Source organism: Luteimonas yindakuii (assembly GCF_004803715.2).
Classification (GTDB): domain Bacteria; phylum Pseudomonadota; class Gammaproteobacteria; order Xanthomonadales; family Xanthomonadaceae; genus Luteimonas; species Luteimonas yindakuii.
The window spans coordinates 2963557-2988222 of the sequence record NZ_CP039383.2; the positions used below are offsets into that span (position 1 = coordinate 2963557).

The following is a 24666-nucleotide window of genomic DNA, read 5'->3' on the forward strand; positions in this document are numbered from 1 at the left end:
AATTCAGGCTGGGTTTACAGTGCCGGATGGCAACGCCCGTCACAGATTGACCCTGCCTATCAGTGCGCCTCGTCCCAGTTCGCGCCGACGCCGCAATCCACCACCAGCGGCACGTCGAGCGACGCCGCAGCGGTCATCCGCTCGGTGACGCCGCCCAGCAACAGGTCGACGTCGCCTTCGGCCACCTCGAACACCAGTTCGTCGTGCACCTGCAGGATCATCTTCGCGTCCGGCAACGCATCCGCCAGCCACGCATCGATGGTCAGCATCGCGCGCTTGATGATGTCGGCGGCGGTGCCCTGCATGGGCGCGTTGATGGCCGCACGCTCGGCCCCGGCGCGCAGGCCGGCATTGCGGGCGTTGATGTTCTCCAGGTACAGGCGGCGACCGAACACCGTCTCCACGTAGCCCTGCTCATGCGCCTGCTGGCGGGTGCGGTCCATGTAGTCGCGCACGCCGGGGTAGCGCGAGAAATACAGCGCGATGTAGTCCTGCGCCTCGCCGCGGCCGACACCGAGGTTGCGCGCCAGGCCGAACGCGCCCATGCCGTACATCAGCCCGAAGTTGATCGCCTTCGCGGCGCGGCGCTCGTTGCTGGTGACCTCGTCGAGCGGGCGGCCGAACACTTCCGCCGCGGTGGCGCGATGGATGTCGACGCCCGAGGCGAACGCCTGCAGCAGGCCGGCGTCCTGCGAAAGGTGGGCCATGATCCTGAGCTCGATCTGCGAGTAGTCGCAGGCGACGATCTTCCGCCCGGGCGGCGCCACGAAGGCGGTGCGGATGCGCCGGCCGTCGTCGGTGCGGATCGGGATGTTCTGCAGGTTGGGATCGCTCGACGCCAGCCGTCCGGTGGCGGCGCCGGCCTGGTGGTAGCTGGTGTGCAGGCGGCCGGTCTCCGGATTGATCATCTCCGGCAGCTTGTCGGTGTAGGTGCTGCGCAGCTTCGCCAGGCCGCGGTATTCCAGGATCACCCGCGGCAGCTCGTGCAGCTCGGCGATCGCCTCCAGCGCTTCCTCGTTGACCGAGGGCTGGCCCTTCGGCGTCTTCACCAGCGTCGGCAGCGCCAGCTCGTCGTACAGCAGCGCGCACAGCTGCTTGGTCGAATCGAGGTTGAAGCTGCGCCCGGCCAGCTCGGTGGCCTTCTGCTGCGCGGCGAGCATGCGACGCGACAGGTCGGCGCTCTGCCGGCGCAGCTCGTCGGCATCGACCAGCACCCCGTTGGCCTCGATGCGCGCCAGCACCTGCACCAGCGGGATCTCGATCTCGCGGTACACGCGTTCCAGCGCAGGCTCGGCGACCAGCTGCGGGCCGAGCACGCGGTGCAGGCGCAGGGTGACGTCGGCATCCTCGGCGGCGTAGCGGGTGGCGTCGTCGATCGCGACATGGGCGAACGCGATGCGCTTGGCGCCCTTGCCGGTGACGTCGTCGTAGGCGACGGTGCCGAAGCCGAGGTAGCGCCGCGCCAGCGAGTCCATGTCGTGGCGGCTGGCGGTGGCGTTGTGGACGAAACTCTCCAGCATGGTGTCGTCGGCATAGCCGGCCACGTCGATGCCATGGCGGCGCATCACGTGGATGTCGTACTTGCCGTGGTGGCCGAGCTTGCGGCGCGCGGGGTCGGCCAGCAGCGGGCGCAGCGCATCGAGTACATGGCCGCACGCGAGCTGCGGCGGTGCACCGGGATAGTCGTGCGCCAGCGGGATATAGCAGGCCTTGCCGGGTTCGACGCTGAGGCTGATGCCCACCAGGTTGGCACGCAGCGCATCGAGCGAATCGGTCTCGACGTCGAACGCGAACTCGTCGGCTGCTTCCAGTTTGCAGATCCACGCCGCCAGGCGGGCCTCGTCGGTCACCGTCTCGTACTCGCCCGGACCGGCAAGCGCGGGGTCGGGCGGGGCCACGGGTGCCGCGGCCGCGCCGCTGCGGGCAAAGCCGGCCTCGGTCGCGCGCAGGCTCACCGGACCATCGGCGGCGGTGGGCACGCCGTTGCCGTCGAGATCACGCAGCGCCTGGGTGAAGCCGTAGCGCATATAGAGACCGCGCAACACATCGTTGTCGCGCGCGCGCAACGGCAGTTCGCGCGGCCCGCGGTCGAGCGGCACGTCGGTGCGGATGCTGACCAGTTCGCGGTTGAGCGGCAGGCGGTCCAGCGCGGCGCGCAGGTTGTCGCCGATCTTGCCCTTGATCGATGCGGCATGCGCCATCACGCCGTCGAGCGTGCCGTACTCGCCCAGCCACTTGGCGGCGGTCTTCGGGCCGCATTTGTCGACGCCGGGCACGTTGTCGATCGCGTCGCCCATCAGCGCCAGCAGGTCGACGATCTGGCCGGCGCGCACGCCGTACTTCTCGACCACGGCGTCGTCGCTGTCGATGCGGCTGCCGCTCATGGTGTTGACCAGCGCGATGCCGGGCCGCACCAGCTGGGCGAAATCCTTGTCGCTGGTGGAGATGGTGACGTCGATGCCGTCGGCGGCCGCGGCGATCGCCAGCGTGCCGATGACGTCGTCGGCTTCGACGCCCTCGATGCGCAGGATCGGCACCCCCAGCGCCTCGACGATCTCGCACATCGGCTGCAGCTGCGCGCGCAGGTCGTCGGGCATCGGCGGCCGGTTCGCCTTGTAGTCGGCGTAGAGATCGTCGCGGAAGGTCTTTCCGGGCGCGTCCACCACGAAGGCGATGTATTCGGGTTGCTCCTTCAGCGTCGCGCGCAGCATGTTGACCACGCCGAACAGCGCGCCGGTCGGCTCGCCCTGTGCGTTGGTCAGTGGCGGCAGCGCATGGAAGGCGCGGTAGAGGTACGACGAACCGTCGATGAGAACCAGGCGTGGCATCGGGGGATTCTACCGTGTGCCCTCTAGCGTCCCCTGAAAGCCCGCCGGCTCACGACCCCGTGGCGGCACCGCACGCATAATCGCCGCAACCCGCCGAGGAGCACGCGATGAATATCCGATCGACCGCCGGCCTGCCTGCCCTGTCGCTGCTGCTGGCCCTGGGGCTTGCGGCGTGCGCCAGCACCCCCGGTGCCGGTGGGCCCGAGGGGCTGCCCGCCGATGCGATGGAGAACACCCGCACCGAGGCCAATGGCGACGTGATCACCGAATACCGCATCGCCGGCCAGCTGCGCGCGGTGCGGGTGCAACCCTCGCGCGGCCCGGTGTACTACCTCTATGACCGCGACGGCGACGGCAGCATCGACAACCGCGAAGGCGACAACCCGCCGGTGACCTACTTCCGCCTGTTCGAATGGGATTGATGTTCGAGTGGGACTGAGCTGCCGCGCCCGTCAGGGGTCGGTCTCGCCGCGCTGCGGCACGCCATGGCCGCCGAACGCGCCGCGCAGCGAGGCGAGCAGGCGGTCTCCGAAGGCATCATCATCGCGCGAACGCAACCGCGCGATCAGCGCATGGGTGATCACCGGCGCCGGCACGTCGAGTGCGATTGCCTCGGCCACCGTCCAGCGGCCTTCGCCGGAATCGGCCACCTGCGGGGCGATGCCGGCCAATGCCGGGTTGCCATGCAGCGCTTCTGCCGAGAGATCCAGCAGCCAGCTGCGGATCACGCTGCCCTCGCGCCAGATGTCGGCCAGCGCGGCGAGGTCGAAGTCGAACTCCTGCTTGTGGTGGAGGATCGCGAAGCCTTCGGCAAACGCCTGCATCAGCCCGTACTCGATGCCGTTGTGGACCATCTTGGCGTAGTGGCCCGCGCCCGCCGGGCCCACCCGGCCCCAGCCACGCGCCGCTGACGGCGCCAGGGTGGCGAACAGGGGTTGCAGGCGTTCGACCAGTGCCGCCTCGCCACCGAGGGTCATGCTGTAGCCGGCGTCGATGCCGCGGATGCCGCCGCTGGTGCCGACATCCAGCCAGCCGATGCCGTCCTCGGCCAGCGCTGCGGCGCGGCGCTGGCTGTCGGCGTAGTGGCTGTTGCCGCCCTCGATGACCGTATCGCCGGCTGCCAGCAGCGGGTGCAGCACTTCCAGCGTGGATTCCACCGCGGCCCCGGCCGGCACCATCAGCCACAGCGCACGCGGCGGGGCGAGTGCGGCCACCAGCGCATCGAGCGTGTCGACGGTTTCGATGCCCTGCGCCGTGGCCTGCGCAGTGGCATCGACATCCGGGTCGTAGCCGACCACGCGGTGGCCGCCGCGGCGCAGCCGCAACCCCATGCCGGCGCCCATCCGGCCCAGCCCGATCATGCCGAGGTCCATGGTCGACTCCGCTTCGCAGGGAACGACGAGGATGGCAGTGCGGCTGTCGAGGCGGCGGCAGCACCGCCGCGGTTGCTCCTCGGCGCTGTATCAGCCGCCCGCGCCCAGGCGCGCGCCGCGCAGCTGCGGGCGGCCATCGACGATATCGGTCCACACCACGTGGGCGATGCCGTTGCTCACCGCGAGCTTCGGGAAGCCGGTGCCGCGACCGCTGCCGGCGAGCGTCGCCAAGGTGGTGCGTTCGAGTTCGCGTGCCAGGTCGGTGCTGTAACGCGCCAGCATCAGCGTCTGCACGCCGGCTTCCTCGCGCAGCCACAGGACATGCGCCTGTTGGGCGTCGAGCGCCACCGCCACCCGCCCCTGCACCGCGTCGCCCCTCGTCGAGCACCAGCGGCGCGGCGAAGCTGTCGCCGCTGTCGCCGCTGCGGGCCAGCCGCACCTGCGGCACGTCGCCCGGCGCGGTGTACCACGCCACCACCACCGTCCCGCCATCGGCGGCGATCGCCGGGCCGTTCACCGGGCAGGCCGGCATGTGCCAGTCGTCGGCATGCACGCGCCGCGGCGCGGTCCACACGTTGCCTTCCAGCCGCGTCACCAGGATGTCGCGGATCTCGTCGGGGGTGCGGCCGCGATAGACCAGCAGCGGGCCCTTCGCGGTCACCGCCACGTCGGTCTGGCAGCAGTCGCAGACGCGTGTATCGAGGGTGGATTCGAGCGCCGGCTGCATCGTGCCGTCGAACAGCGCTGCGCGCAGCGACATCGCACCGCTGCCCGGCTGCGTTGTGGCCTGGCCGTCGTCGTGTCCGGCATGCGCAACGCGTGCCTGTGCGTCGTTCCCGTCAGCGGTGGCGGTGGCGCGGCCATCGAGCCAGGCGATGCCGAGCAGGGAGTCGCCCTGCGGCCACATCGACACGAAACCGTGTTCGGTGCGGGTGTTGTCGTCGTGCACCACCACCGGCGGCGTCCAGGTGGCGCCGCCGTCGCGCGAGCGCGCCAGCGCGACGTCGTAGGCGTACGGCTCCGCGCCGCTCTTCTGCAGCCAGTGCGCCCACACCGCGCCATCGGGCGTGGCGAGGATATGCGGGGTGTCGGCCCAGTTGACGAACATGCGGTTGCCCAGCGCGATGGTCTTCGGCGCGCTGTCCCAGCGTGCGTCGCCAGGCCACCAATTGGAGAAACGGAACAGGTGACGGCGGCCCGGCTGCGAATCGATCCACGACAGCATCACCCGGCCATCGGCGGCGACCGCGAGATCCGGCGCCGAGGTGCCCTCCGCCGCCGGCAGCAGCCAGGGCTCGATGCGGACCGGCGCCTCCAGCGAGGCGGCGTCGAAGGCCTGCAGGCGTGGGGTTTCGCTGCCACAGGCGGCCAGCAGGGCACAGGACAGCAGCAGGGCGGTGGTACGCATGCGCATGGCGGCAACCGGTCGACGTGTCGCCGCCAGTATCGCCGACATGGCGGCGGGCGGCCCCCGTCCGTCGAAGTCCGCGCCGGTCCAGGGCCGCTGCGGGGTTGGTGGCCAGCATCGGGGCACGGCGCTGCCGGCGGACGGCGGTCGGGGACGCCTCGCCGGCGAACGTCGTTCTCCGCAGGCGTCGCGTAGGCTGCCGGCATGGACATCATCCTCGCCAGCTACACCGATCCGCTCGAAGCGCAGATCGCGCTGGGCCGGCTGCAGGCCGAGGGCATCGACGCGCGCCTCGACGATGCCCACAGCGTGCTGGCGAACTGGGAATGGCGGCTGGCGATCGGCGGCGCCAAGTTGCGGGTGCCCGAAGCGCAGGCCGCGCGGGCGCGCGAGGTGCTGGCGGCGATCGAGGCCGGCGCCTTCGCGCTCGACGACATTGCGGACGATGACGGCGAACCGTTGCGTGCACCCGACCGCGAGAGCCTGTCCGGACGCGTCGCCTGGCTGGTGCTGATGCTGTTCAACATTCCGCTGCCATGGCGGCGGCGGCGCGACGACAGCGCGGTGCGCGAGCTCTGAGCACCGACGGGACGCCGCGCGGCGCAGCCTGCGATCGCCGTTTCCCTTCCGACCATGCTCCGGCACCGCGGACCCGCGACGACACCGCCCTGTCAACGGGTTCCCGTGCCGTCGGGGCGGGGCCACAATCCTGCTCCCCGGGGCGCCTGCCCCAATGTGCGGAATGCCGTTGCCGATGTCGTCGTCCATCCCCACTGCGCTTGCGCGCAAGATCGCCCAGACCATTGCCGGGGAAATCGGCGCGCGGCCCGTGCAGGTACAGGCTGCCGTCGGCCTGCTCGACGAGGGCGCGACGGTGCCCTTCATCGCGCGCTACCGCAAGGAAGTGACCGAGGGCCTGGACGACACCCAGTTGCGCACGCTGGAAGTGCGGCTGACCTACCTGCGTGAACTGGAGGACCGCCGCGCGGCGATCCTCGCCAGCATCGACGAGCAGGGCAAGCTCAGCGACGAACTGCGCGCCGATATCGAGGGTGCCGACAGCAAGGCGCGCCTCGAGGACCTGTACCTGCCGTACAAGCCCAAGCGCCGCACCCGCGCGCAGATCGCCCGCGAGGCCGGACTGGAACCGCTGGCCGACAGCCTGCTGGCCGATCCGTCGCAGGTGCCGGACGACGCCGCCGCCGCTTACGTCGATGCGGAAAAGGGCGTGGCCGATGCGAAGGCCGCGCTGGAAGGTGCGCGCGCGATCCTGATGGAGCGCTGGAGCGAGGACGCGGCGCTGCTCGGTGAGCTGCGTGGCTGGCTCGAGGACTGCGGCGTGATCCGCGCCAAGGTGGTCGAGGGCAAGGAAGCCGCCGGCGAGAAGTTCCGCGACTACTTCGACCACGCCGAAGCGCTGGCCAGGATTCCCTCGCACCGGATGCTGGCGTTGCTGCGCGGGCGTCGCGAGGAGATGCTGCAGCTCGACCTCGATCCCGGCAACGATGCCGAGGCCGGCCACGCGCTGGCGGAATCGAAGATCGCCCTGCATGCCGGTATCCATGACCGCGGCCGCCCCGCCGATGCCTGGCTGCGCAACGCCTGCCGGCTCACCTGGCGCGCCAAGCTCCACCTGCACCTGTTGATCGACCTGTTCAACCAGGCGCGCGAGAAGGCCGAGGCCGAGGCGATCGCGGTGTTCGGCGACAACCTCAAGGACCTGCTGCTGGCCGCGCCGGCCGGCCCGAAGGCGGTACTCGGCCTCGACCCGGGCCTGCGCACCGGCGTCAAGGTCGCGGTGGTCGATGCCACCGGCAAGCTGGTCGCCACCGACACCATCTACCCGCACGAGCCGCGCCGGCAGTGGGACCAGTCGCTGGCCATCCTGAAGAAGCTGTGCGCGGCGCACGGCGTGCAACTCATCGCCACCGGCAATGGCACCGCCTCGCGCGAAACCGACCGGCTCGCCGGCGAGCTGCTGAAGCTGCTGCCGGAACTGAAGATGCAGAAGATCGTCGTCAGCGAGGCCGGTGCATCGGTGTATTCGGCGTCCGAGCTCGCGGCGAAGGAATTCCCGGGGCTGGACGTGTCGCTGCGCGGCGCCGTTTCAATCGCCCGCCGGTTGCAGGATCCGCTGGCGGAGCTGGTGAAGATCGAGCCCAAGGCGATCGGCGTCGGCCAGTACCAGCACGACGTCGACCAGTACAAGCTGGCGCGCGCGCTCGATGCCCGCGTCGAGGACTGCGTCAACGCGGTCGGCGTGCACGTCAACACGGCGTCGGCGCCGCTGCTGGCACGGGTGTCGGGGCTGTCGTCGACGGTGGCGGAGAACATCGTCGCCCACCGCGATGCCAATGGCCCATTCAAACGCCGCAAGGACCTGCTCAAGGTGCCGCGCCTCGGCGACAAGACCTTCGAGCAGTGCGCCGGCTTCCTGCGAATCGCCGACGGCGGCCAGCCGCTGGACGCGTCGGCCGTGCACCCGGAGGCGTATCCGGTGGTCGAGCGCATCGTCGCCGCCACCGGCAGGCCGATCCAGGCCCTGATCGGCGACGGCGGCTTCGTGCGTTCGCTGAAGGCCCGCGACTACGTCGACGCGCGCTTCGGCGAGCCGACCGTGCGCGACATCCTCGCGGAGCTCGAGAAGCCCGGCCGCGATCCGCGCCCGGAGTTCAAGGCGGCGAAGTTCGCCGACGGTGTCGAGGACATCAAGGACCTGCGCGAGGGCATGATCCTCGAGGGCGTGGTCAGCAACGTGGCCGCGTTCGGTGCCTTCGTCGACATCGGCGTGCACCAGGACGGGCTGATCCACATCTCCGCGCTGGCCGACCGCTACGTCAAGGATCCGCGCGAAGTGGTCAAGGCCGGCGACATCGTCAAGGTGAAGGTGCTGGAGGTCGACGTGGCCCGCAAGCGCATCGCGCTGACGCGGCGCCTGGACGACACACCGGCCCCGCGTGAGGCGCGCCCCGAGGCACGTGGCGACACCGGCAGCCGTGACAGCCGCGGGTCGGGCCCGCGCGGTGCACGCGCGGGCGGGGGCACACCAAAACCCGCGGCCGCGCCGGCCAACAACGCGATGGCCGAAGCCCTGCTGCGCGCCCGCTCGGGGCGCTGACCCGGGACATCCACCACCAACGGCCAGACGACCTTGCCCGGACGGAGATCCACATTGCTTCCCCTGACCACGCTGCACCGCCACCTGCGCTGGATCGCGCTCGCCGCGATCGTGATCAGCATCGCGACCTGGACGCTCGACCTCACGGGCCTGGTCTACACCTGTCCGTACTGCCGCGTGCAGCGCAGCGTGATCGGCCTGCTCGGCCTGCTGATGCTGTGGCCCGACCTTCGCGCCTGGCCGGTGCGCTGGCTGGGCAGCGCGCTGGGGATGCTGGGTGCGGTGGTGGCCGCGACCCAGCACTTCGGCGGCTGGCGGCGGCTCAGCGCCGGCGAGTTCAAGCTCGCCACCCCGTGGGTGGTGGATCCGTTCCTGCTGTCCGGCGCGGCGCTCCTGATCATCACCGGCCTGGTGCTGCTGCTGTGGTCGTGGCGGCCCGCACCGCCGCGCTGACGCATCAGGTGCCTGCCGCCTTGAGCTGGTCGCGGTAGCGACGACTGCAGGGCACCACGGTGCCGTCGTGCAGGTGGATGCGCGCATCGCCGCTGTCCACCGGTTCGATCGAGGCGATCTGCGCCAGGTTCACCAGGTGGCTGCGGTGGACGCGCAGGAAGCGCGCGGGGTCCAGCCGCTCCTGCAGTTGCGCCAGCGTGCTGCGCAACGGATAGACATGCCCACGCACGTGCAGGTTGGCGTAGTTACCGGCGCCCTGCACCCACTCGATGTCGGTGGCCGCGACCAGGAATTCGCGGCCCAGCTTGCGCACCAGGAAGCGCTCCGGCCGCTCCACCGGTTCTGCAGGCGGACCATGGTCGGGCGCGGCCAGCAGCGAGGCCTCGCCCTGGATGCGCCGCACCAGCAGCCGGTACATGTGCAGCAACACCACGATGCCGAGAAAGGTGCGCGCATCCTTGAGGTACTCGTAGCCGAACGCGTCGCCGAACACGTATGTGGTGCCCTGCATGGCGTAGACCAGCTTGCGCATCGTGACCATCAGCCCGACGTGCAGCAGCGACCACACCACGCTGGCGAGCAGGTACAGCGGCACGCGTCGCAGCCAGTTGTCGACATGCACCGGCCAGCGCGCGGTGAACGCGATCACCAGCGGCGCCAGCAACAGCACCGCGAGCGCGCTGCTCGATTCCCAGGTCGCGACCTCCCAGTCTGCGAACTGCAGCCCGGCGCGCGCGACGTCGATCCGCGCGGTCAGGCTGTTGCCGATGGCGGACAGCGCACAGCTGATGACCCAGTAGCCGACCTCCAGTGGACGACGCACGGCCAGCAGGCGTTCGGCCGCCCCGCGGGCGGTGGGATCGACGTTCGCGGACATCGGGCGATTGTAGGTCCGGGCCGCGGCGGCGCCGTCCCGTTCGCCCACGGCTGGTCACCGCCAGCGCGCGATTCGTCCCTTCGCGGCGGCGCGCGGCCGGTCGCGCCGCCAGCATCGCTCGATATCCACTGCGGCCACCGCCATGCAACGACGCCACGACCTTGACACCCTGCGCGTGTGCGCCTTCGCCCTGCTGATCCTCTATCACGTCGGCATGGTCTACGTGCCCGACTGGGACTTCCATCTGAAGAGCCCCGTCGAGCTGGCGTGGATCGAGTGGCCGATGGTGCTGGTCAACCGCTGGCGGATGTCGCTGTTGTTCCTGCTGTCGGGAATCACCCTCGGCCTGGTGCTGGCGCGCGCACCGTCGCTGCGGCTGGCGACCCGTCGCAGCTGGCGCCTGCTGCTGCCGCTGGCGTTCGGCATCGTCGCCATCGTGCCGGTGCAGGCGTACTGCGAGGCGCGCACGCTGGGCACGATCGATGCCGGATACGGCGCCTTCCTGCTGCGCTACCTGCAGCTGCGGCCGTGGCCGGCGGGCACCTTCACCGGTGGCGAGTACGGTTTCACCTGGAACCACCTCTGGTACCTGGCCTATCTGTGGACCTACACGATGCTGGTGCTGGCGGCGCGGCCGCTGCTCCTGGCCACCGGCGGTGCGCGGCTGGCCGCATGGCTGGCCACGCGGGGGCGCTGGCTGCTGTGGACGCTGCCGCCGCTGGCGTTCCTGGCCGCCCTGCTGGTACTGGCCCCGCGCTATCCGTCGACCCATGCGCTGGCCGGCGACTGGTTCAACCATGCACGCTATTTCGGCGCCTTCGCCTTCGGCCTGCTGGTCGCGGGCAGCGCGCCAATGTGGGAGGCACTGCGGGCACGTCGGCGGCGGCTGGCGGGGCTGGCACTCGTGGGAGCCACGCTCTACATGGGCCTGCGTGCGCTCGGCCGTCTTGTCGACAGCGGCCGGGTGTCACCGGAGCCGTTCCTTGCGCTGATGCCGGAAGCCTGCTGGGACCTGCTGTCGTCCGCCGGCCATGCGCTGTACTGGTGGACAGCACTGCTCGCCCTGCTGGGCTGGGCTGCGCACGCGCTGGACCGGCCGTGGCCGGGTTTGGCCTATGTATCCAGCGCGGTCTATCCCTGGTACATCCTCCACCAGAGCCCGATCATCCTCGCCGCGTACTGGCTGATCCCGTTCGGGCTGGGCCCGGTCCTCGAGCCGCTGCTGGTGGTCGGGCTGACGATCGTCGGCTGCGCACTCGGCCATGAACTGGTCCGCCGCATCGCCTGGCTGCGGCCGCTGTTCGGGCTGCCGGCGCAGCCGCGCGTGCGATCACCGTGGCTGTCGTGGCGGCTCAGTCCGCCCACTCCGGATCGGCGGTGAACACGATGGTCAGCCAGCGGTCGGGGGTGTCGGCACCGATCGCCTCGCCGATCTCGTCGCGCAGCAGGTCCCATTCCTCCACCGTCCTGGCCGGCGCGCCCGGCGGCACGATGAAGGCCAGCTCGATCTGCCGTCCACGCCCGACCCGCGCCACGTAGGCGCGGTAATCGACGAACCCGTAGCGGGCGACGATCGTCTGCGCGATGGTGTCGACATGCTGTTTCAGGTCCTGCGGGGTGACCAGCAGGATATCGGCGAGCGCCTGGCGGATCGTGGCCAGCGGCATCGGGATGATGACCGTGCAGACCAGTGCCAGCACCGCCGGGTCGATATACGGCGTGATCCATTCGTGCGGCGTGCCCTGCAGTCCCCAGCCGATGGCGAACGCGACCAGCAGCGCGGCGGCGATCATGCTCGCCATCAGCCAGCCCTGCGCATCCAGCGCGATGAAGCCGGACCGGATGCGGCGGTTGGCGCGCAGCTCGAACACGTACATCGCCACGCACACCACGGTGATCAGCGCCGCATAACCCAGCGCCAGCCCGAACTGCAGCACGCGCCCGCCGGTCAGCAGGCTGTCGACGGCATTGATCAGCGCATAGATGGCCGCGGCCGTCAGCAGTAGGCCGTTGACCCCGAGCACGATCGGCTCGAGATGCCAGAACCCCATGGTGAAGCGCTCCACGAGCCGGCGGTTGCCGAGGTCACCGGCAGCGGAGGCAGCGATCAGGTTGGCCACCAGCAGCGACACCAGGGTCATCAGGGCATCGATCAGCGAATACACGCCGTCGAACACGATCGCGAACGAGCCCGACAGCAGCCCCGCCACGATGCCCAGCGCCGCCGCCAGCACGATCACCGTGATCGAGAAGCGCAGCACCTCCTGCTCGGAATCGGCACGCAGCCGCCACCACGGAATCCTGTCGACCGGCATGCATCCTCCTCGATGGCGCAGGCTAGCGCATCGCACGGTCACGGAGCGGGATGCTGGTCGCGGCGGATCACGCTGATCCGGCCGTCGACTTCCAGCACCGCCTGGCGCACGTCGCGCAGGTCGTCGATGCCGTGGCCGCGCAGCGCCGCGGCGAGCTCCTCGTCGGTGAGCTTCTCGCGGCGCAGGTTGTCCTCGAGCACCTGGCCTTCGTGGATCAGGAGCGTCGGCGTGTCCTGGGCGACGCGGCGGAAGCGCGGAAAGTGGTATTCGGCCAGGTTGAACAGGTAATCCCAGAGCACGATCACCAGGATCTTCAGCATCAGGTCGAGCGTCGAGGTCGCCTCGCCGAGGACCGCGCTGGCCGCGATGCTGCCGATCACCACCAGCGCGAGGATGTCGTTGGGCGCGAGGTTGCCGGTCTGCCGCTTGGGCACGACGCGCAGCACCAGGGCCAGGCCGAGATACACGACCGAGGCGCGCAGCACGATCTCCCAGATCGGGGTCTGCAGGCCGAATGTTCCTTCCATCGCGCCACACCTCGGTCGATTGCCGGCGATCACCGACGCGAAGGCGCCAGGTGACCGCGTGCGGATCGGACCGAGGCTAGGAAGCGCGGCGTGCAGCGGGCGAGAACGTCACCGCGCCCGTGGCGCCCGCGCGACCGTTACGCGGCGCGGCGCGCGCGCTCCAGGTGCACCAGCAACAGCGAGATCGCCGCCGGCGTCATGCCGGGGATGCGCTGGGCCTGGCCGATGGTGAGCGGGCGCACGCTTTCGAGTTTCTGCCGTGCTTCCGCCGACAACCCGCGCACCTGCGCGTAGTCGAAGCCGGCCGGCACCGGCGTGCCCTCGTGGCGCTGCTGGCGCTGGATCTCGGTGCGCTGGCGTTCGAGATAACCGGCGTACTTGGTTTCGATCTCCACCTGTTCGGCGACATCGGCCGGCAGCGGTTCCCGCGGCGCCAGCGCAGGCACCGCGACCAGCGTGGCGTAATCGAGTTCCGGGCGGCGCAGCAGGTCGAGCGCCGTGGTCTCGCGGCGCAATTCGATGCCCAGCTGCGCCACGGCCTCGCGGCCGGCGGCATTGTTCGGTGACGCCCACAGCGCACGCAGCCGCGCGGTCTCGCCTTCCAGCGACGTGCGCTTGGCCTCGAAACGCGACCAGCGCGCGTCGTCCACCAGCCCCAGCTCACGGCCGACGGGGGTCAGCCGCAGGTCGGCGTTGTCCTCGCGCAGCTGCAGCCGGTATTCGGCGCGGCTGGTGAACATGCGGTAGGGCTCACGGGTGCCGTGGGTGATGAGGTCGTCGATCAGCACGCCGATATAGGCCTGGTCGCGACGCGGCGCCCAGCCGTCGAGGCCGCGCACCGCGCGCGCGGCGTTGAGGCCCGCCACCAGCCCCTGTGCGGCGGCTTCCTCGTAACCGGTGGTGCCGTTGATCTGCCCGGCGAAGTAGAGCCCGGCGACCTGGCGCGTCTCCAGCGTGGCCCTGAGGCCGCGCGGGTCGAAATAGTCGTACTCGATCGCGTAGCCGGGACGGGTGATGTGCGCGCGTTCGAAGCCGATCAGCGAACGCACCAGCTCCAGCTGCACGTCGAACGGCAGCGAGGTGGAAATCCCGTTGGGATAGATCTCGGTGACATCGAGGCCCTCGGGCTCGACGAAGACCTGGTGGCTGTCCTTCTCGGCGAAGCGCACCACCTTGTCCTCGATCGACGGGCAGTAGCGCGGGCCGGTGCTTTCGATCCGGCCCGAATACATCGGCGAGCGATGCAGCGCGCCGCGGATGATGTCGTGCGTGCGCTCCGTGGTGTGGGTGATCCAGCACGGCACCTGGCGCGGGTGATCGGCGTGGCGGCCCATGAACGAGAACACCGGGCGCGGGTCGTCGCCGGGCTGCGGCTGCATGACCGAATAGTCGAGGCTACGGCCGTCGATGCGCGGCGGGGTACCGGTCTTGAGCCTGCCCACCGCGAACGGACGCTCGCGCAGGCGCGCCGCGAGCGTGGTAGCCGGCGGATCACCGGCGCGGCCGGCGTCGTACTGGGTTTCGCCGACGTGGATGCGGCCGGCGAGGAAGGTGCCCGCGGTCAACACCACCGCAGGCGCCTCGAAGCGCAGGCCGGTCTGGGTGAGCACGCCGCGCACGGCGTCACCGTCGATCAGCAGGTCGTCGACCGCCGCCTGGAACACGGTGAGTCCGGGTTGCGCCTCCACCGCGCGGCGCACGAAGGTGCGATACAGCGCGCGGTCGGCCTGGCAGCGGGTGGCGCGCACGGCCGGGCCCTTGCTGGCGTTGAGGCGCCGCCACTGGATGCCGGCGGCGTCGGCGGCACGCGCCATCAACCCGCCCAGGGCGTCGATCTCGCGCACCAGATGGCCCTTGCCGATGCCGCCGATGGCGGGGTTGCAGCTCATCGCGCCCACGGTCTCGATGCTGTGGGTCAGCAGCAGCGTGCGCGCGCCGGCGCGGGCGGCCGCCAGCGCGGCCTCGGTGCCGGCGTGGCCGCCGCCGATCACGATCACGTCGTAGCGGTAGAAGGAGTCGCTCATGCGGCAGGCGTCGGAAAGCCGTCGCGGACACCGGCAACGGGCGCCGTCAGGACGGGAATGGAAGGCCGGCTATTGTCGCATCCGCGCAGCCGTGCGGTTGGCACGCTTCGTGCGAACGGTATTCCTGCACCCGGCGAGGCAGCGCCAAGGGGGGCGTGGCTGAGATGGAACAGGGTCAGCCGTGCGCGGACCGGGGAAGCGAAGGGGCCGGATGTCGGGGGACATCCGGCCCCGTTTTTTTGTCCGCGGCGCCACGTTGCGATCGCGTGGCCCCGGGACTGCAGAGGCGCCGACTCCCGGCGGGAGCGGAACAGGGGGGATCCGGAAGTCCCCCACCGGGAATCGACATGAAAGCTTTACGAAACTTTCACTGATGGTCGCTTTGCGACGCTGGCCGTCAGTGCGGGGCTAGCTTGCGTCGCGGCGGCGCCCTGCGCAAGGCCTGAAGCGACCGTTTATCGCTCGACATTGCGACTTACGTCTCCTTCCGACGCTCTCATGACGCGTTCGGGCGCGCGCGGTGCCATCTGTCGGGTCGGCGAACGCACCGGACGCCCCTCGCCGGCAGGGCGCGGCGCTGCATTGCCGCGTTCGCTACCGCCCCGCCACGGCGCACCGCCAGGACGCGATTCGGGCGACGGCTGACGCACGCCCTGCGGACGCGGAGCGCCCAGTTCCGGCGTGGAAGTGACGCGCTGCGGCTGTTCGCGGTGCTCAACGCGGCGCACGACATTGCCAAGATCGCGCCACGGTGGCCGGCCATTGCCGTGTTGCGGTGGCCGCTGCGGCTGGTGGCCATGGCCCGGGCGCGGGCGCACCAGCGGGGGACGGTAGTAATAGCCCGGGTGGCCCGAATATCCGCGGCGGCCGTAGTAATACGGGGAGCCGTAGTAATACGGAGAGCCGTAGCGCACGCCCCCGCTCCAGCCGCCGCCATAGCGCCCGTAGCCGACGCTGCCATAGGGCGCGCCATACCCGTAATAGCCGGAATGGGTCGCCGCGCTGCCACGGCCGTAGTAGTAGTCGCCGCTGCCGCCACGGTAGCCGTAGCTGACGCAGCCGCTCAGCAGCAGCGCGGCGAGTGCCGCCGTGGCGAGTCCAAGAACGCGCAGTTTCATGTGACCGCCCCTGTCTGATCGAACCCCAGCTTCGGCGCCGGGCATTGAATCCGTGCTTAATCCTGCGGCCCATCATGCCCACGCTGTTGCGATAGATGAACCCCACCGCCTCCGGTAGGCTTGCGCCGATGCAGCAGCCCACCTTCGACGACGTCCTCGACGCCGCCGCGCGGATCGCGCCGCACGCCCACGTCACCCCCGTGCTGCGCTCGCGCTCGATCGACGCGCTGGCCGGCTGCAGCCTGTACTTCAAGGCCGAGCATCTGCAGCGCGTGGGTGCGTTCAAGTTCCGTGGCGCCTGCAACGCGGTATGGGCGCTGGAACAGGCGCAGGCGGTGCATGGGGTGGTGACGCACTCGTCCGGCAACCACGGCGCTGCACTCGCGCTGGCCGCACTGTCGCGCGGCATCCCCTGCCATGTGGTGGCGCCATCGAATGCGGTGCCGGCCAAACTTGCCGCCATCGCCGGCTATGGCGCCGCGCTGCACCGCTGCGAACCGACGCTGGCCGCGCGCGAAGCAGCGTGCGCGACGATGCAGCAACACACCGGCGCCACCCTGGTGCATCCCTACGAGGACCCGCGCGTGATCGCCGGGCAGGGCACCGCGGTGCTGGAACTCCTGGCTGCAAGCGGCCCGCTGGATGTCGTGGTGGTGCCCGTGGGCGGTGGCGGGCTTGCCGCAGGCACCGCGCTCGCACTGGCAGGCCGCGCGCCCGGCACGCGACTGGTGCTGGCCGAGCCCGCGGGCGCCGACGATGCGGCCCGTTCGCTGGCCGCCGGCCGCCGCATCACCGATATCGTCCCGGACACCGTCTGCGACGGCCTGCGTGCAGCGATCGGCCGGCCCAACTCCGGGATCCTGCAGGCCGCCGGCGTCGAAGTCGTGACCGTCGACGACCAGGCCGCGCTCGATGCGATGCGGCTGGTGTGGCAGCGGATGAAGCAGCTGATCGAACCTTCCGCGGCGGTCACCCTGGCCGCGGTGCTGGCCGCCCCGGACCGGTTTGCCGGACAGCGCGTGGGCGTGATCCTCAGCGGCGGCAATGCCGACCTCGCCGCGCTCGTGCGGATGGACGCGGAATGAGCCGCCGCCGTCGCGGGCCACTACGCTGGTTGCTGCGCCTGCTGCTGCTGGCGCTGCTGTGGCTGGGCGGGGTTGCCGCGTACATCCTCTATGTCGGCGGCCGCGACGATGCCGGCCCGGCCGATGCGATCATCGTGCTCGGCGCCGCCGCGTACGACGCGCGGCCGTCGCCGGTGTTCGAGGAGCGCATCCGCCACGGGCTCGATCTGTACGAGCGGGGACTGGCACCGCGACTCATCTTCACCGGCGGCTATGGCGGCATCGGCGCGCGCTTCTCGGAAGCGCAGGTCGCGCGGCGCTACGCGGTGCGCAACGGCGTGCCCGCGGACGCGATCCTGATCGAAAGCGTCTCGCGCACCACCCACGACAACCTGCGCCAGGCACGCCGGCTGATGCAGGACCACAGCCTGCACACCGCGATCGTGGTCAGCGATCCGCTGCATATGGCGCGCGCGCTGCGCCTCGCACGGCAGGAAGGCATCCGCGCCCACGGCTCGGCCACGCCGACCACGCGCTTCCGTACCTGGCAGGCCAGCTGGCGCTTCCTCGCCCGCGAGGTGTACTTCTTCCACCGCGACCACTGGACCCGGCTCACCGGCAGCCACGCGCTACCATGAGCCGCTCCCGCAACGGATCGCCGCCATGAAGATCGACGGCACGTGCCGACACGACCGCGCCACCGAACTGGTGCTCGCCTACTACGCCGCGTTCAACCGCGGCGACTGGGACGGCATGCTCGCGCTGCTTGCCGACGACGTGGTCCACGACCTCAACCAGGGCCGTCGCGAAGAGGGACGCGAGGCATTCGCGACCTTCCTGGCACGGATGGACGCGCACTACGCCGAACAGCTGCACGACATCGTGGTGATGGCCTCGCCCGACGGCGAACGCGCCGCCGCCGAATACGTGGTGCATGGCGAATACCGCAGCACCGACGCAGGTCTGCCGGAAGCGCGCGGCCAGCGTTACGTATTGCCGGGTGGCGCGTTCTTCGCGATCCGCGACGGCCGCATCGCGCGGGTCAGCAACTACTACAACCTGCAGGACTGGATCACGCAGGTGGGTGGCTGAGGCAACAGGCCCGCGGGGACTCATCCCGACGACTGCGTGTTCGCCGGCTTGAAGCAGAAGTCCATGGATGACCAGCCATACGGCTGTTGAGCCCCGCCTTCGCGGGGATGACGAACAGAAGCATGGCTCCGTGCCGCCGGGCCGCGCCGCGCTGGCCACGTCGTCGGAATGGCGTCGCCTGAGCCATGCTCGCCATCCCCGCGAAAGCGGGGATCCAGAAGCCGCATGGGTGATATCCGGGGACGTTGCCCCGGCGTGTCAGGACGGCAGGATGGAACGCCTACCGCGCCCTACAGCTCCCCGCCGTAACGCGTCACGCCCTCGCGCAGCAGGTGACGCGTGGCCAGTGCGCGCTGCTCGAGCGGGAAGTCCTGCATCACGTCCACCAGCTGGCGGAACGAGCGGCAGCGTGCGGTGCGACTGGCGGCATCGTTGCCGGTGGCCGCCATGCCGACCATGAAGCCGTCATGCACCATCATCGCGGTGACGCCGGCCTGCCGCAGCACCTGTTCGGCAGCGGCCGCGTCGTAGGGTTGTGGCGCGCCCTGGGTCCCTGACAGCGCCAGCGCAAGCACCGCATCGACGAAGCGCTGCCGGCTGTCGACGCCCAGTGCATTGGCCGCGCGCGACAGCCCCGGCAGGCTGCGGTCGGCCTCGGCATCGAACAGCGCGCACAGCGCTTCCGCCTCCCGGTCGTTGCGCGACGCTGCATGCACCGCCTGGTAGACACGGTCGATATCGCGATCGGGCGCACGCAGCACCACGTCGTCGACGCCCTGGATCACCAGTGCCGGATCGAAGGCCGACAGGTCGATGACGTCTGTCTGCTGGGCGGCGGAGGCGAACGGCAGTGCAAGCGCAACGGCCAGCAGCCAGGGGCGCATGCGGCGCGGGTTTCGGGTGGGCATCGGCAGGCTCCGGTGGACCGCGGAAGTCTAGGCGGCAGGGGCTGAATCACACGCATCGTCGCGCATGGCAATCACCTGATGCGGACTGCCCACTCCCGGATGCGCCGTGCTTATCCGGGCTACGGAAGCACAGGCGGCGGCCCGATAAGGCCAACGGCCGCATCCGGAATGCCTGCGAGCGGGTTCAACGACGACGCACCGGGATTCCCTGTGCCGGAAAGCGCGCGATCTCCTCGCCACCTTCGCGGATCGGCGCGCCGTGCTCGGGCGCCCAGGCCATCGCGGTGATGATCTCCCAGCTCGACGGCAGCGCCGCATCCGGCGCCGGGCGCAGCGCGTCGTAGGCCTCGGCAGCACGTGCGAAGCGGCCGCGCCCGGTGAGCGTGCGGCGACGCTGCTGCAGCGCATTGGTCGCGCCCATGTTGCGCAGCGAGCGCATCAGCGAGGCCAGATCCGGATGCGGCTGCTGCAACAGGTCGCGGTCGACCACCGGGTTGCGGAAGCCGGCCTGCATCAGCGCATCGCCGAACTGGGCGATGGTGACGAACGGGCTCACGTGGGGCTCGTCATCGGCCTGTGCGAACGCATGGCGCAGCTCGTGCAGGGTGTCGTGGCCGAAGGTGGACACCAGCAGCAGGCCCCCGGGCCGCAGCACGCGGCGGAAGCCGGCGAACACCGCGGCAAGGTCGCCGGTCCACTGCAGGCACAGGTTGGAGAACAGCACGTCGACACTGTTGTCGGCCAGCGGCAGCGCGGCGGCATCGGCGCAGACGCGATCGACATCGCGCCCCAGGCCGAGGCCGGCCAACAGCCCACGGCCGCGTGCCGGTGCCTGCGCGCGCAACATCGGCAGCGCCGCATCCAGCGCGACGATGCGCGCCTTCGGCCAGCGCTCGCGCATCGCACGTGCGGCGCCGCCCAGGCCGCTGCCGACATCGAGCACGGTCTCCGGCACCCTGTCGTCGAGATACATCAGCGATTCCAGCAGCCAGCCCTCCACCTCACGCTGCAGCGCGGAGGCATCGGCGTAACTGCGCGCGGCACGCCCGAACGCGTGGCGGACGTGGCGGCGGTCGAAGGGGTCGTTCATGGCGGGTCCTGCACGTCGAGGCCGGCAGCGAATGTGCGCACGGCATCGGCGACGGCATCGGGATGGGTGAGAAAGGGTGCATGGCCGGCGTTGGCGAGCACGTGCACGTGCGCATCCGCTGCGAGCGCCGCGGCGGCCTCCATCGCCCGCGGGCTGACCAGGCGATCGCGGCGGCCCGCCAGCCACAGGCTGGGCATGCGCAGGCCCGGCAGCACGGCGCGCAGGTCGCCGCGTTCGAGCAGACCGAGGCCATCGGCCAGCACCTCTGCGGCGGGCTCGCCGCGCGCGAACACCTCGTCGCGCAACGCCCTGATCTCGCCACGTGCGTCGTCGGAACCGAATGCTTCCAGCGCGATGAAGCGGTCGAGCGTGCCGCGGTAGTCGTGGCGCAGGCCTTGGGCGAAGCCTTGGAAGATTTCCGCCGACATGCCGTGCGGCCAGTCGTCATCGCGTACGAAGCGCGGGCCGGAGGCGAGCATCACCACGCCGCGTAACTGCCGGGGGTGGCGGCGTGCCGCCTCGAGCGCGAACAGCCCTCCCAGCGACCAGCCCAGCCACAGCGCACGCGGCAGACGTGCAGCGAGTGCATCGGCCACCGGCGCCAGCGCCAGCGCCACCTCGGTATCGCGGCTGTGGCCATGCCCGGGCAGGTCGACGACATGCATGGTGAAGTCCGCGCGCAGTGCGTCCACCAGCGGCGCGAACACGCCACCGTGCATCGCCCAGCCATGCAACAGCACCAGGTCCGGGCCGGTGCCCGAGGTTTCGATATGCAACATGCTCATGCGCCCTTGTCGGTGCGCAGGATCCGCGTCCTGCGCGTGTCGCCGGCGGCCGGGCGCGCCACCACCCAGGCGAAGCCGAGGATGCCGGCGAAGACCACCGCGGCACCTGCCAGCGACGTCCCGCTGGGCGCAGCTTCGCCCAACAGCAGCATGCCCAGCAGCACCGCGAAGACCACTTCGGCACCCTGCATCGCTTCGGCCGCGCCCAGCGCAAGTGGCTGGTTGCGCACCATGCCGGTGGCCTGGAAGAACAGGATGGTGGCGATCACGCCGGCAAACAGCGCCACCCCTGCCGCCAGCCACACCTGCGCCATCGTCGGTACACCGGCGGTGATGCCGGCATACAGCACCACCAGCAGCCACAGCGGCTGGCTTGCCAGGGTCATGCCGAACACCCGCTGCGTGGCATTGAGGATTTCGCCGCTGCGTTCCAGGTGCAGCAGCAGCATGCGGTTGCCGAGGGGGAACGCGAACGCCGCCACCAGCAGGCACGCCAGTGCGATCCAGCCGGCGCGATCGAGCGCGCCGCTGGCATAGCCGAACTGCATCAACAGCACGCCGGCGAAGATCACCCCCGCCACCGCCAGCCCGGCCGGCGGGATGCGCCGGCGCGCATCGCTGTACAGCAGCGGCGCACACAGCATTCCAGCGATCACGGTGAACTGGAACGTGCCCGCCACCAGCCACGATGGCCCACTGGACGCGGCGAAACTGAGCATGCAGTAGAACAGCACGAAGCCCACCGCGCCGCTGCGGAGCCACGCCCACGGATGCGCGGCGATCGCGCGCAGCACCGGCCGCACACCACCCTGCAGGCGCATCAGCGGCAGCATCAGCGGCACGGTGATGACGTAACGCAGCGACGCCATCCACGCCCAGTGGCCACCGGTGGTGGCGCTGGCGCGGTTGAGCACGTAGGTCATGGTGAAGAACAGCGCGGACATCAGTGCCAGCGCCATCGCCGCCAGGGCGAGGCGCGCGCCGGTCAGCGGCGTGCTCATGCGGCGCGGCCGCCGCCGGGTATGGCAATGCGGTCGCGGACGGTCGCCAGTGCGTTGACCAGCGCATCGACCTGCGCGACCTCGTGCGCCGCCGACAGGGTGATGCGCAGGCGCGCGCGACCTTCGGGCACCGTCGGCGGGCGGATCGCCGTCACCAGGAAGCCGGCGTCTTCCAGCGCCGCCGACCATGCCAGCGCGGTGGCATCGTCGCCGCACATCAACGGCTGGATCGGCGTGTCGGACGGCAGCAGCTCGAAGCCATGACGCTGTGCAGCCGCACGCAGACGCTGCACCAGTTCCTGCAGGCGCTCGCGGCGCCAGTGCTCGCGGCGCGCGAGCTTCACCGCTGCCAGCGATGCCGCGGCCAGCGCCGGCGGCAACGCGGTGGTGTAGATGTAGGGGCGTGCAGTGGCGGCGAGATGGTCGACGAGATCGGCATCGCCGGCGACCGCCGCACCGTAGGTGCCGAGCGCCTTGCCCAGGGTCACCAGCTGCAGCGGCTGCACGGAACGGTCAATGCGCGCAGCGGCCACGCTGCCGCGCCCGTCAGGCCCGACCACGCCAACCCCATGCGCATCGTCGACATACAGCAGTGCGCGCTGCGCATGCGCGACCAGCGCGAGTGCGCGCAGCGGCGCACTGTCGCCATCCATGCTGAAGACGCCGTCGGTCGCGAGCATCGCCGCGCCATCCGGCGACGCGCGCAGCTGGCGCACCGCGCCTTCCGGATCGGCATGCGGATAACGGCGCAGCCGGCAGCCGGACAGCCGCGCGGCATCGATCAGGCTGGCGTGGTTGAGGCGGTCCTGCACGCAGACATCGCCCTCGCCGAGCAGCGCCTGCAGCACCGCGAGATTGGCCATGTAACCACTGGAGAACAGCAGTGCGCGCGGCGCCTGCAGCCAGTCGGCGAGTTCGCGTTCGAGTGCGTCGTGGTGGGCATGGTGTCCGCACACCAGATGCGATGCGACACCGCCGGCGCCTTGACGCGCGGCCGCATCCTGCAGTGCACCCGCGACCTGGAAGTGCTGGGCAAGACCGAGATAATCGTTGCCGCAGAAATTCAGCAGGCGGCGGCCGTCCACTTCGACATGCACGCCATCGCGGTGGGTGACCGTGCGTCGCGTGCGCAGACGCTGCCGCGCACGCGCCTCCTCGCGCCGTGCGATCGCGCGTGCAACCAGGCTTTCGCGTTCATGCATGCTGCTGCACCCACACCGCCAGCGCACCCCAGGCGATGCCGGGCAACACCACCAGGCGCGTCAGGCCCAGCCATCGCGGCGGCGCGATGGCGCCATCGGCCGTGGCGGCACGCGCGGCCTGCGCATCCTCCACCGACTTGCGCGAGACAAGCAGCGCCGCGACGAACAGCAACAGCATGTACGGCACGCCAGCGCCCGCGCCGCGATAGAACAGCACCACGCCGGCGCCGATCACGCCGACCGCGGCAAACCGCAGCAGCGCGCGCCCCATCCCGGCACGCGCGCGCAGCTCGATGACGAGATGCAGGACGCCGACCGCCGCCAGCAGCAGCAGGTACAGCCAGGCGCCCCAGGGCATCACGCCGCGCAGCCCTGCCTGCAGTCGTGGACGATGTCGGCGTGCACGGTGCCGCCGTGGTCGTGGCCCTCGGCGTCCACGGTGACCTGCATCGGCCGCAGGCCGAGGCGCGCGAACAGCGCGAGGTCGCGTTCGGTATCGGGGTTGCCGGTGGTCAGCAGCTTCTCGCCATAGAAGATCGAGTTGGCGCCGGCGCAGAAGCACAGTGCCTGCAGCTCATCGCTCATCTGCTCGCGGCCCGCCGACAGCCGCACCATCGACTTCGGCATCAGGATCCGGGCGACGGCAATGGTGCGCACGAACTCGAACGGATCCAGCTCGGCCACGGTGTTCTGGTCGGCCAGCGGCGTGCCGGCCACCTGCACCAGGCGGTTGATGGGCACCGAATCCGGATGCGCCGGCAACGTCGCCAGCGTATGCAGCAGGCCCGCGCGCTGTGCGCGCGACTCGCCCATGCCGACGATGCCGCCGCAGCAGGTCTTCATGCCGGCGTCGCGCACATGCGACAGCGTGTCGAGCCGGTCCTGGATCTCGCGGGTGCGAATGATCGAGTCGTAGTACTCGGGATCGGTGTCGATGTTGTGGTTGTAGTAGTCGAGCCCGGCCGCCTTCAGCGCCTGCGCCTGGCTGCCACTCAGCATGCCCAGCGTCGCGCAGGTCTCCAGCCCCAGTGCCTTCACCTCGCGGATCATCTCCGCGACCTTGGGAATGTCACGGTCCTTCGGCGACCGCCACGCCGCGCCCATGCAGAAGCGCGACGCCCCCGCGGCGCGGGCCTGGCGCGCCTTTTCCAGCACATCCTCGGTCGACATCAGCTTGGTGGCATCGACCCCGGTGTTGTAGCGCTGCGCCTGCGGGCAGTACGCGCAATCCTCCGGGCAGCCGCCGGTCTTCACCGACAGCAGCGTGCTGACCTGCACCTCGGCGGGATCGAAGGTCTCGCGGTGCACGCTGGCGGCGCGATGCAGCAGCTCCGGAAACGGCAGCGCGAACAGCGCCTCGACCTCGCGGCGGGACCAGTCGTGGCGGGGGGCCACGGGCTCGGATCCGGCTTGCGACCGGGCGGGACTGACAGCGGACATGGAGGTTTTCCGACAGACGCACAGCGGCGGACCCCGCAGTCTG

Annotated in this window: 23 protein-coding genes; 8 read left to right on the forward strand and 15 right to left on the reverse strand. The window is 70.7% G+C overall.

Features of this window, described 5'->3' with window-relative positions; translation table 11 throughout:
* Window positions 1–59: 59 nt before the first annotated feature.
* Window positions 60–2828 carry a DNA polymerase I gene (polA, locus tag E5843_RS13710; protein ID WP_136412970.1) on the reverse strand — a complete coding sequence of 923 codons (2769 nt, stop codon included), beginning with the start codon at window positions 2826–2828 and terminating at the stop codon, window positions 60–62.
* 107 nt (window positions 2829–2935) lie between these two features.
* Here polA and E5843_RS13715 point away from each other — a divergent pair, with 107 nt between their 5' ends.
* Window positions 2936–3250, forward strand: a complete 315-nt coding sequence (locus tag E5843_RS13715) for a DUF2782 domain-containing protein (RefSeq protein WP_208002220.1) — start codon at window positions 2936–2938, stop codon at window positions 3248–3250.
* A 30-nt stretch (window positions 3251–3280) separates the two neighbouring features.
* Here the strand turns inward: E5843_RS13715 and gnd are convergent, their stop codons facing one another.
* A complete protein-coding gene (gnd, locus tag E5843_RS13720) occupies window positions 3281–4201 on the reverse strand; it encodes a phosphogluconate dehydrogenase (NAD(+)-dependent, decarboxylating) (RefSeq protein ID WP_136411395.1) in 921 nt (306 codons plus the stop codon).
* A 90-nt stretch (window positions 4202–4291) separates the two neighbouring features.
* Entirely contained in the window at window positions 4292–4567 is a 276-nt protein-coding gene (locus tag E5843_RS13725; RefSeq protein WP_166816036.1) for a hypothetical protein, read from the reverse strand.
* A 1246-nt stretch (window positions 4568–5813) separates the two neighbouring features.
* On the opposite strand from E5843_RS13725, the gene E5843_RS13730 reads away from it, so the two are divergent.
* From E5843_RS13730 to E5843_RS13740, 3 genes are all read left to right on the forward strand, one after another.
* A complete protein-coding gene (locus E5843_RS13730) occupies window positions 5814–6188 on the forward strand; it encodes a putative signal transducing protein (protein ID WP_136411398.1) in 375 nt (124 codons plus the stop codon).
* A 175-nt stretch (window positions 6189–6363) separates the two neighbouring features.
* A complete protein-coding gene (locus tag E5843_RS13735; RefSeq protein ID WP_141066097.1) occupies window positions 6364–8727 on the forward strand; it encodes a Tex family protein in 2364 nt (787 codons plus the stop codon).
* Between the two features lie 54 nt (window positions 8728–8781).
* Complete coding sequence (locus E5843_RS13740) at window positions 8782–9180, forward strand: hypothetical protein (RefSeq protein WP_134674472.1); 399 nt, start codon at window positions 8782–8784, stop codon at window positions 9178–9180.
* A 4-nt stretch (window positions 9181–9184) separates the two neighbouring features.
* On the opposite strand, the gene E5843_RS13745 is transcribed toward E5843_RS13740, so the two are convergent.
* Entirely contained in the window at window positions 9185–10057 is an 873-nt protein-coding gene (locus E5843_RS13745) for a LytTR family DNA-binding domain-containing protein (protein ID WP_136411400.1), read from the reverse strand.
* A 142-nt stretch (window positions 10058–10199) separates the two neighbouring features.
* Here E5843_RS13745 and E5843_RS13750 point away from each other — a divergent pair, with 142 nt between their 5' ends.
* Window positions 10200–11438 carry an acyltransferase family protein gene (locus E5843_RS13750; protein ID WP_136411401.1) on the forward strand — a complete coding sequence of 413 codons (1239 nt, stop codon included), beginning with the start codon at window positions 10200–10202 and terminating at the stop codon, window positions 11436–11438.
* Here the strand turns inward: E5843_RS13750 and E5843_RS13755 are convergent.
* The 4 genes from E5843_RS13755 to E5843_RS13770 form a co-directional block, all read right to left on the reverse strand.
* Window positions 11410–12372, reverse strand: coding sequence for a cation diffusion facilitator family transporter (locus E5843_RS13755; protein ID WP_141066098.1), 963 nt, complete (start codon window positions 12370–12372; stop codon window positions 11410–11412). The two genes, E5843_RS13750 and E5843_RS13755, sit on opposite strands and share 29 nt — an antisense overlap.
* A 38-nt stretch (window positions 12373–12410) precedes the next feature.
* Complete coding sequence (locus tag E5843_RS13760) at window positions 12411–12899, reverse strand: DUF421 domain-containing protein (RefSeq protein WP_134674474.1); 489 nt, start codon at window positions 12897–12899, stop codon at window positions 12411–12413.
* A 137-nt stretch (window positions 12900–13036) separates the two neighbouring features.
* Entirely contained in the window at window positions 13037–14923 is a 1887-nt protein-coding gene (gene mnmG / locus E5843_RS13765) for a tRNA uridine-5-carboxymethylaminomethyl(34) synthesis enzyme MnmG (RefSeq protein WP_136411402.1), read from the reverse strand.
* A gap of 455 nt (window positions 14924–15378) precedes the next feature.
* Window positions 15379–16041 carry a hypothetical protein gene (locus tag E5843_RS13770; RefSeq protein ID WP_136411403.1) on the reverse strand — a complete coding sequence of 221 codons (663 nt, stop codon included), beginning with the start codon at window positions 16039–16041 and terminating at the stop codon, window positions 15379–15381.
* A 128-nt stretch (window positions 16042–16169) separates the two neighbouring features.
* On the opposite strand from E5843_RS13770, the gene E5843_RS13775 reads away from it, so the two are divergent.
* The 3 genes from E5843_RS13775 to E5843_RS13785 are packed head-to-tail and all read left to right on the forward strand — an operon-like array spanning window position 16170 to window position 18197.
* Window positions 16170–17126 carry a pyridoxal-phosphate dependent enzyme gene (locus tag E5843_RS13775; RefSeq protein WP_136411404.1) on the forward strand — a complete coding sequence of 319 codons (957 nt, stop codon included), beginning with the start codon at window positions 16170–16172 and terminating at the stop codon, window positions 17124–17126.
* Entirely contained in the window at window positions 17123–17743 is a 621-nt protein-coding gene (locus tag E5843_RS13780; RefSeq protein ID WP_134674477.1) for a YdcF family protein, read from the forward strand. The genes E5843_RS13775 and E5843_RS13780 overlap by 4 nt, the downstream gene beginning before the upstream one ends.
* A gap of 25 nt (window positions 17744–17768) precedes the next feature.
* Window positions 17769–18197 (forward strand): ketosteroid isomerase-related protein, encoded by a 429-nt coding sequence (locus E5843_RS13785; protein ID WP_136411405.1) that lies wholly within the window; start codon window positions 17769–17771, stop codon window positions 18195–18197.
* A 290-nt stretch (window positions 18198–18487) separates the two neighbouring features.
* Here E5843_RS13785 and E5843_RS13790 read toward each other — a convergent pair whose 3' ends face one another.
* The 7 genes from E5843_RS13790 to bioB all read right to left on the reverse strand — a co-directional run bounded on the left by E5843_RS13790 (window position 18488) and on the right by bioB (window position 24623).
* Window positions 18488–19105 carry a hypothetical protein gene (locus E5843_RS13790; protein ID WP_136411406.1) on the reverse strand — a complete coding sequence of 206 codons (618 nt, stop codon included), beginning with the start codon at window positions 19103–19105 and terminating at the stop codon, window positions 18488–18490.
* Window positions 19106–19289: 184 nt separating this feature from the next.
* A complete protein-coding gene (gene bioC / locus E5843_RS13795; protein ID WP_136411407.1) occupies window positions 19290–20195 on the reverse strand; it encodes a malonyl-ACP O-methyltransferase BioC in 906 nt (301 codons plus the stop codon).
* The gene (bioH, locus tag E5843_RS13800; RefSeq protein WP_136412971.1) at window positions 20192–20971 is read right to left on the reverse strand and encodes a pimeloyl-ACP methyl ester esterase BioH; all 780 of its coding nucleotides are present in this window, start codon (window positions 20969–20971) and stop codon (window positions 20192–20194) included. The genes bioC and bioH overlap by 4 nt, the downstream gene beginning before the upstream one ends.
* A 5-nt stretch (window positions 20972–20976) precedes the next feature.
* Window positions 20977–21981, reverse strand: coding sequence for a multidrug resistance efflux transporter family protein (locus E5843_RS13805; protein ID WP_244240794.1), 1005 nt, complete (start codon window positions 21979–21981; stop codon window positions 20977–20979).
* Window positions 21978–23183 (reverse strand): 8-amino-7-oxononanoate synthase, encoded by a 1206-nt coding sequence (bioF, locus tag E5843_RS13810; RefSeq protein WP_136411408.1) that lies wholly within the window; start codon window positions 23181–23183, stop codon window positions 21978–21980. Before bioF ends, E5843_RS13805 begins: the two co-directional genes overlap by 4 nt.
* On the reverse strand, window positions 23176–23541 hold the full coding sequence (locus E5843_RS13815) for a hypothetical protein (protein ID WP_141066099.1): 366 nt from the start codon (window positions 23539–23541) through the stop codon (window positions 23176–23178). The genes bioF and E5843_RS13815 overlap by 8 nt, the downstream gene beginning before the upstream one ends.
* Complete coding sequence (gene bioB / locus E5843_RS13820) at window positions 23541–24623, reverse strand: biotin synthase BioB (protein WP_136411410.1); 1083 nt, start codon at window positions 24621–24623, stop codon at window positions 23541–23543. Before bioB ends, E5843_RS13815 begins: the two co-directional genes overlap by 1 nt.
* Between the last annotated feature and the right edge of the window lie 43 nt (window positions 24624–24666).

Bases quoted from the DNA above. Each gene is read 5' to 3' on its own strand.
- polA (WP_136412970.1), bottom strand. From the start codon at position 2,828: ATGCCACGCCTGGTTCTCATCGACGGTTCGTCGTACCTCTACCGCGCC.
- E5843_RS13715 (WP_208002220.1), top strand. From the start codon at position 2,936: ATGAATATCCGATCGACCGCCGGCCTGCCTGCCCTGTCGCTGCTGCTG.
- gnd (WP_136411395.1), bottom strand. From the start codon at position 4,201: ATGGACCTCGGCATGATCGGGCTGGGCCGGATGGGCGCCGGCATGGGG.
- E5843_RS13730 (WP_136411398.1), top strand. From the start codon at position 5,814: ATGGACATCATCCTCGCCAGCTACACCGATCCGCTCGAAGCGCAGATC.
- E5843_RS13735 (WP_141066097.1), top strand. From the start codon at position 6,364: ATGTCGTCGTCCATCCCCACTGCGCTTGCGCGCAAGATCGCCCAGACC.
- E5843_RS13745 (WP_136411400.1), bottom strand. From the start codon at position 10,057: ATGTCCGCGAACGTCGATCCCACCGCCCGCGGGGCGGCCGAACGCCTG.
- E5843_RS13750 (WP_136411401.1), top strand. From the start codon at position 10,200: ATGCAACGACGCCACGACCTTGACACCCTGCGCGTGTGCGCCTTCGCC.
- E5843_RS13755 (WP_141066098.1), bottom strand. From the start codon at position 12,372: ATGCCGGTCGACAGGATTCCGTGGTGGCGGCTGCGTGCCGATTCCGAG.
- E5843_RS13760 (WP_134674474.1), bottom strand. From the start codon at position 12,899: ATGGAAGGAACATTCGGCCTGCAGACCCCGATCTGGGAGATCGTGCTG.
- mnmG (WP_136411402.1), bottom strand. From the start codon at position 14,923: ATGAGCGACTCCTTCTACCGCTACGACGTGATCGTGATCGGCGGCGGC.
- E5843_RS13770 (WP_136411403.1), bottom strand. From the start codon at position 16,041: ATGAAACTGCGCGTTCTTGGACTCGCCACGGCGGCACTCGCCGCGCTG.
- E5843_RS13775 (WP_136411404.1), top strand. From the start codon at position 16,170: ATGCAGCAGCCCACCTTCGACGACGTCCTCGACGCCGCCGCGCGGATC.
- E5843_RS13780 (WP_134674477.1), top strand. From the start codon at position 17,123: ATGAGCCGCCGCCGTCGCGGGCCACTACGCTGGTTGCTGCGCCTGCTG.
- E5843_RS13785 (WP_136411405.1), top strand. From the start codon at position 17,769: ATGAAGATCGACGGCACGTGCCGACACGACCGCGCCACCGAACTGGTG.
- E5843_RS13790 (WP_136411406.1), bottom strand. From the start codon at position 19,105: ATGCCCACCCGAAACCCGCGCCGCATGCGCCCCTGGCTGCTGGCCGTT.
- bioC (WP_136411407.1), bottom strand. From the start codon at position 20,195: ATGAACGACCCCTTCGACCGCCGCCACGTCCGCCACGCGTTCGGGCGT.
- E5843_RS13805 (WP_244240794.1), bottom strand. From the start codon at position 21,981: ATGAGCACGCCGCTGACCGGCGCGCGCCTCGCCCTGGCGGCGATGGCG.
- bioF (WP_136411408.1), bottom strand. From the start codon at position 23,183: ATGCATGAACGCGAAAGCCTGGTTGCACGCGCGATCGCACGGCGCGAG.
- E5843_RS13815 (WP_141066099.1), bottom strand. From the start codon at position 23,541: ATGCCCTGGGGCGCCTGGCTGTACCTGCTGCTGCTGGCGGCGGTCGGC.
- bioB (WP_136411410.1), bottom strand. From the start codon at position 24,623: ATGTCCGCTGTCAGTCCCGCCCGGTCGCAAGCCGGATCCGAGCCCGTG.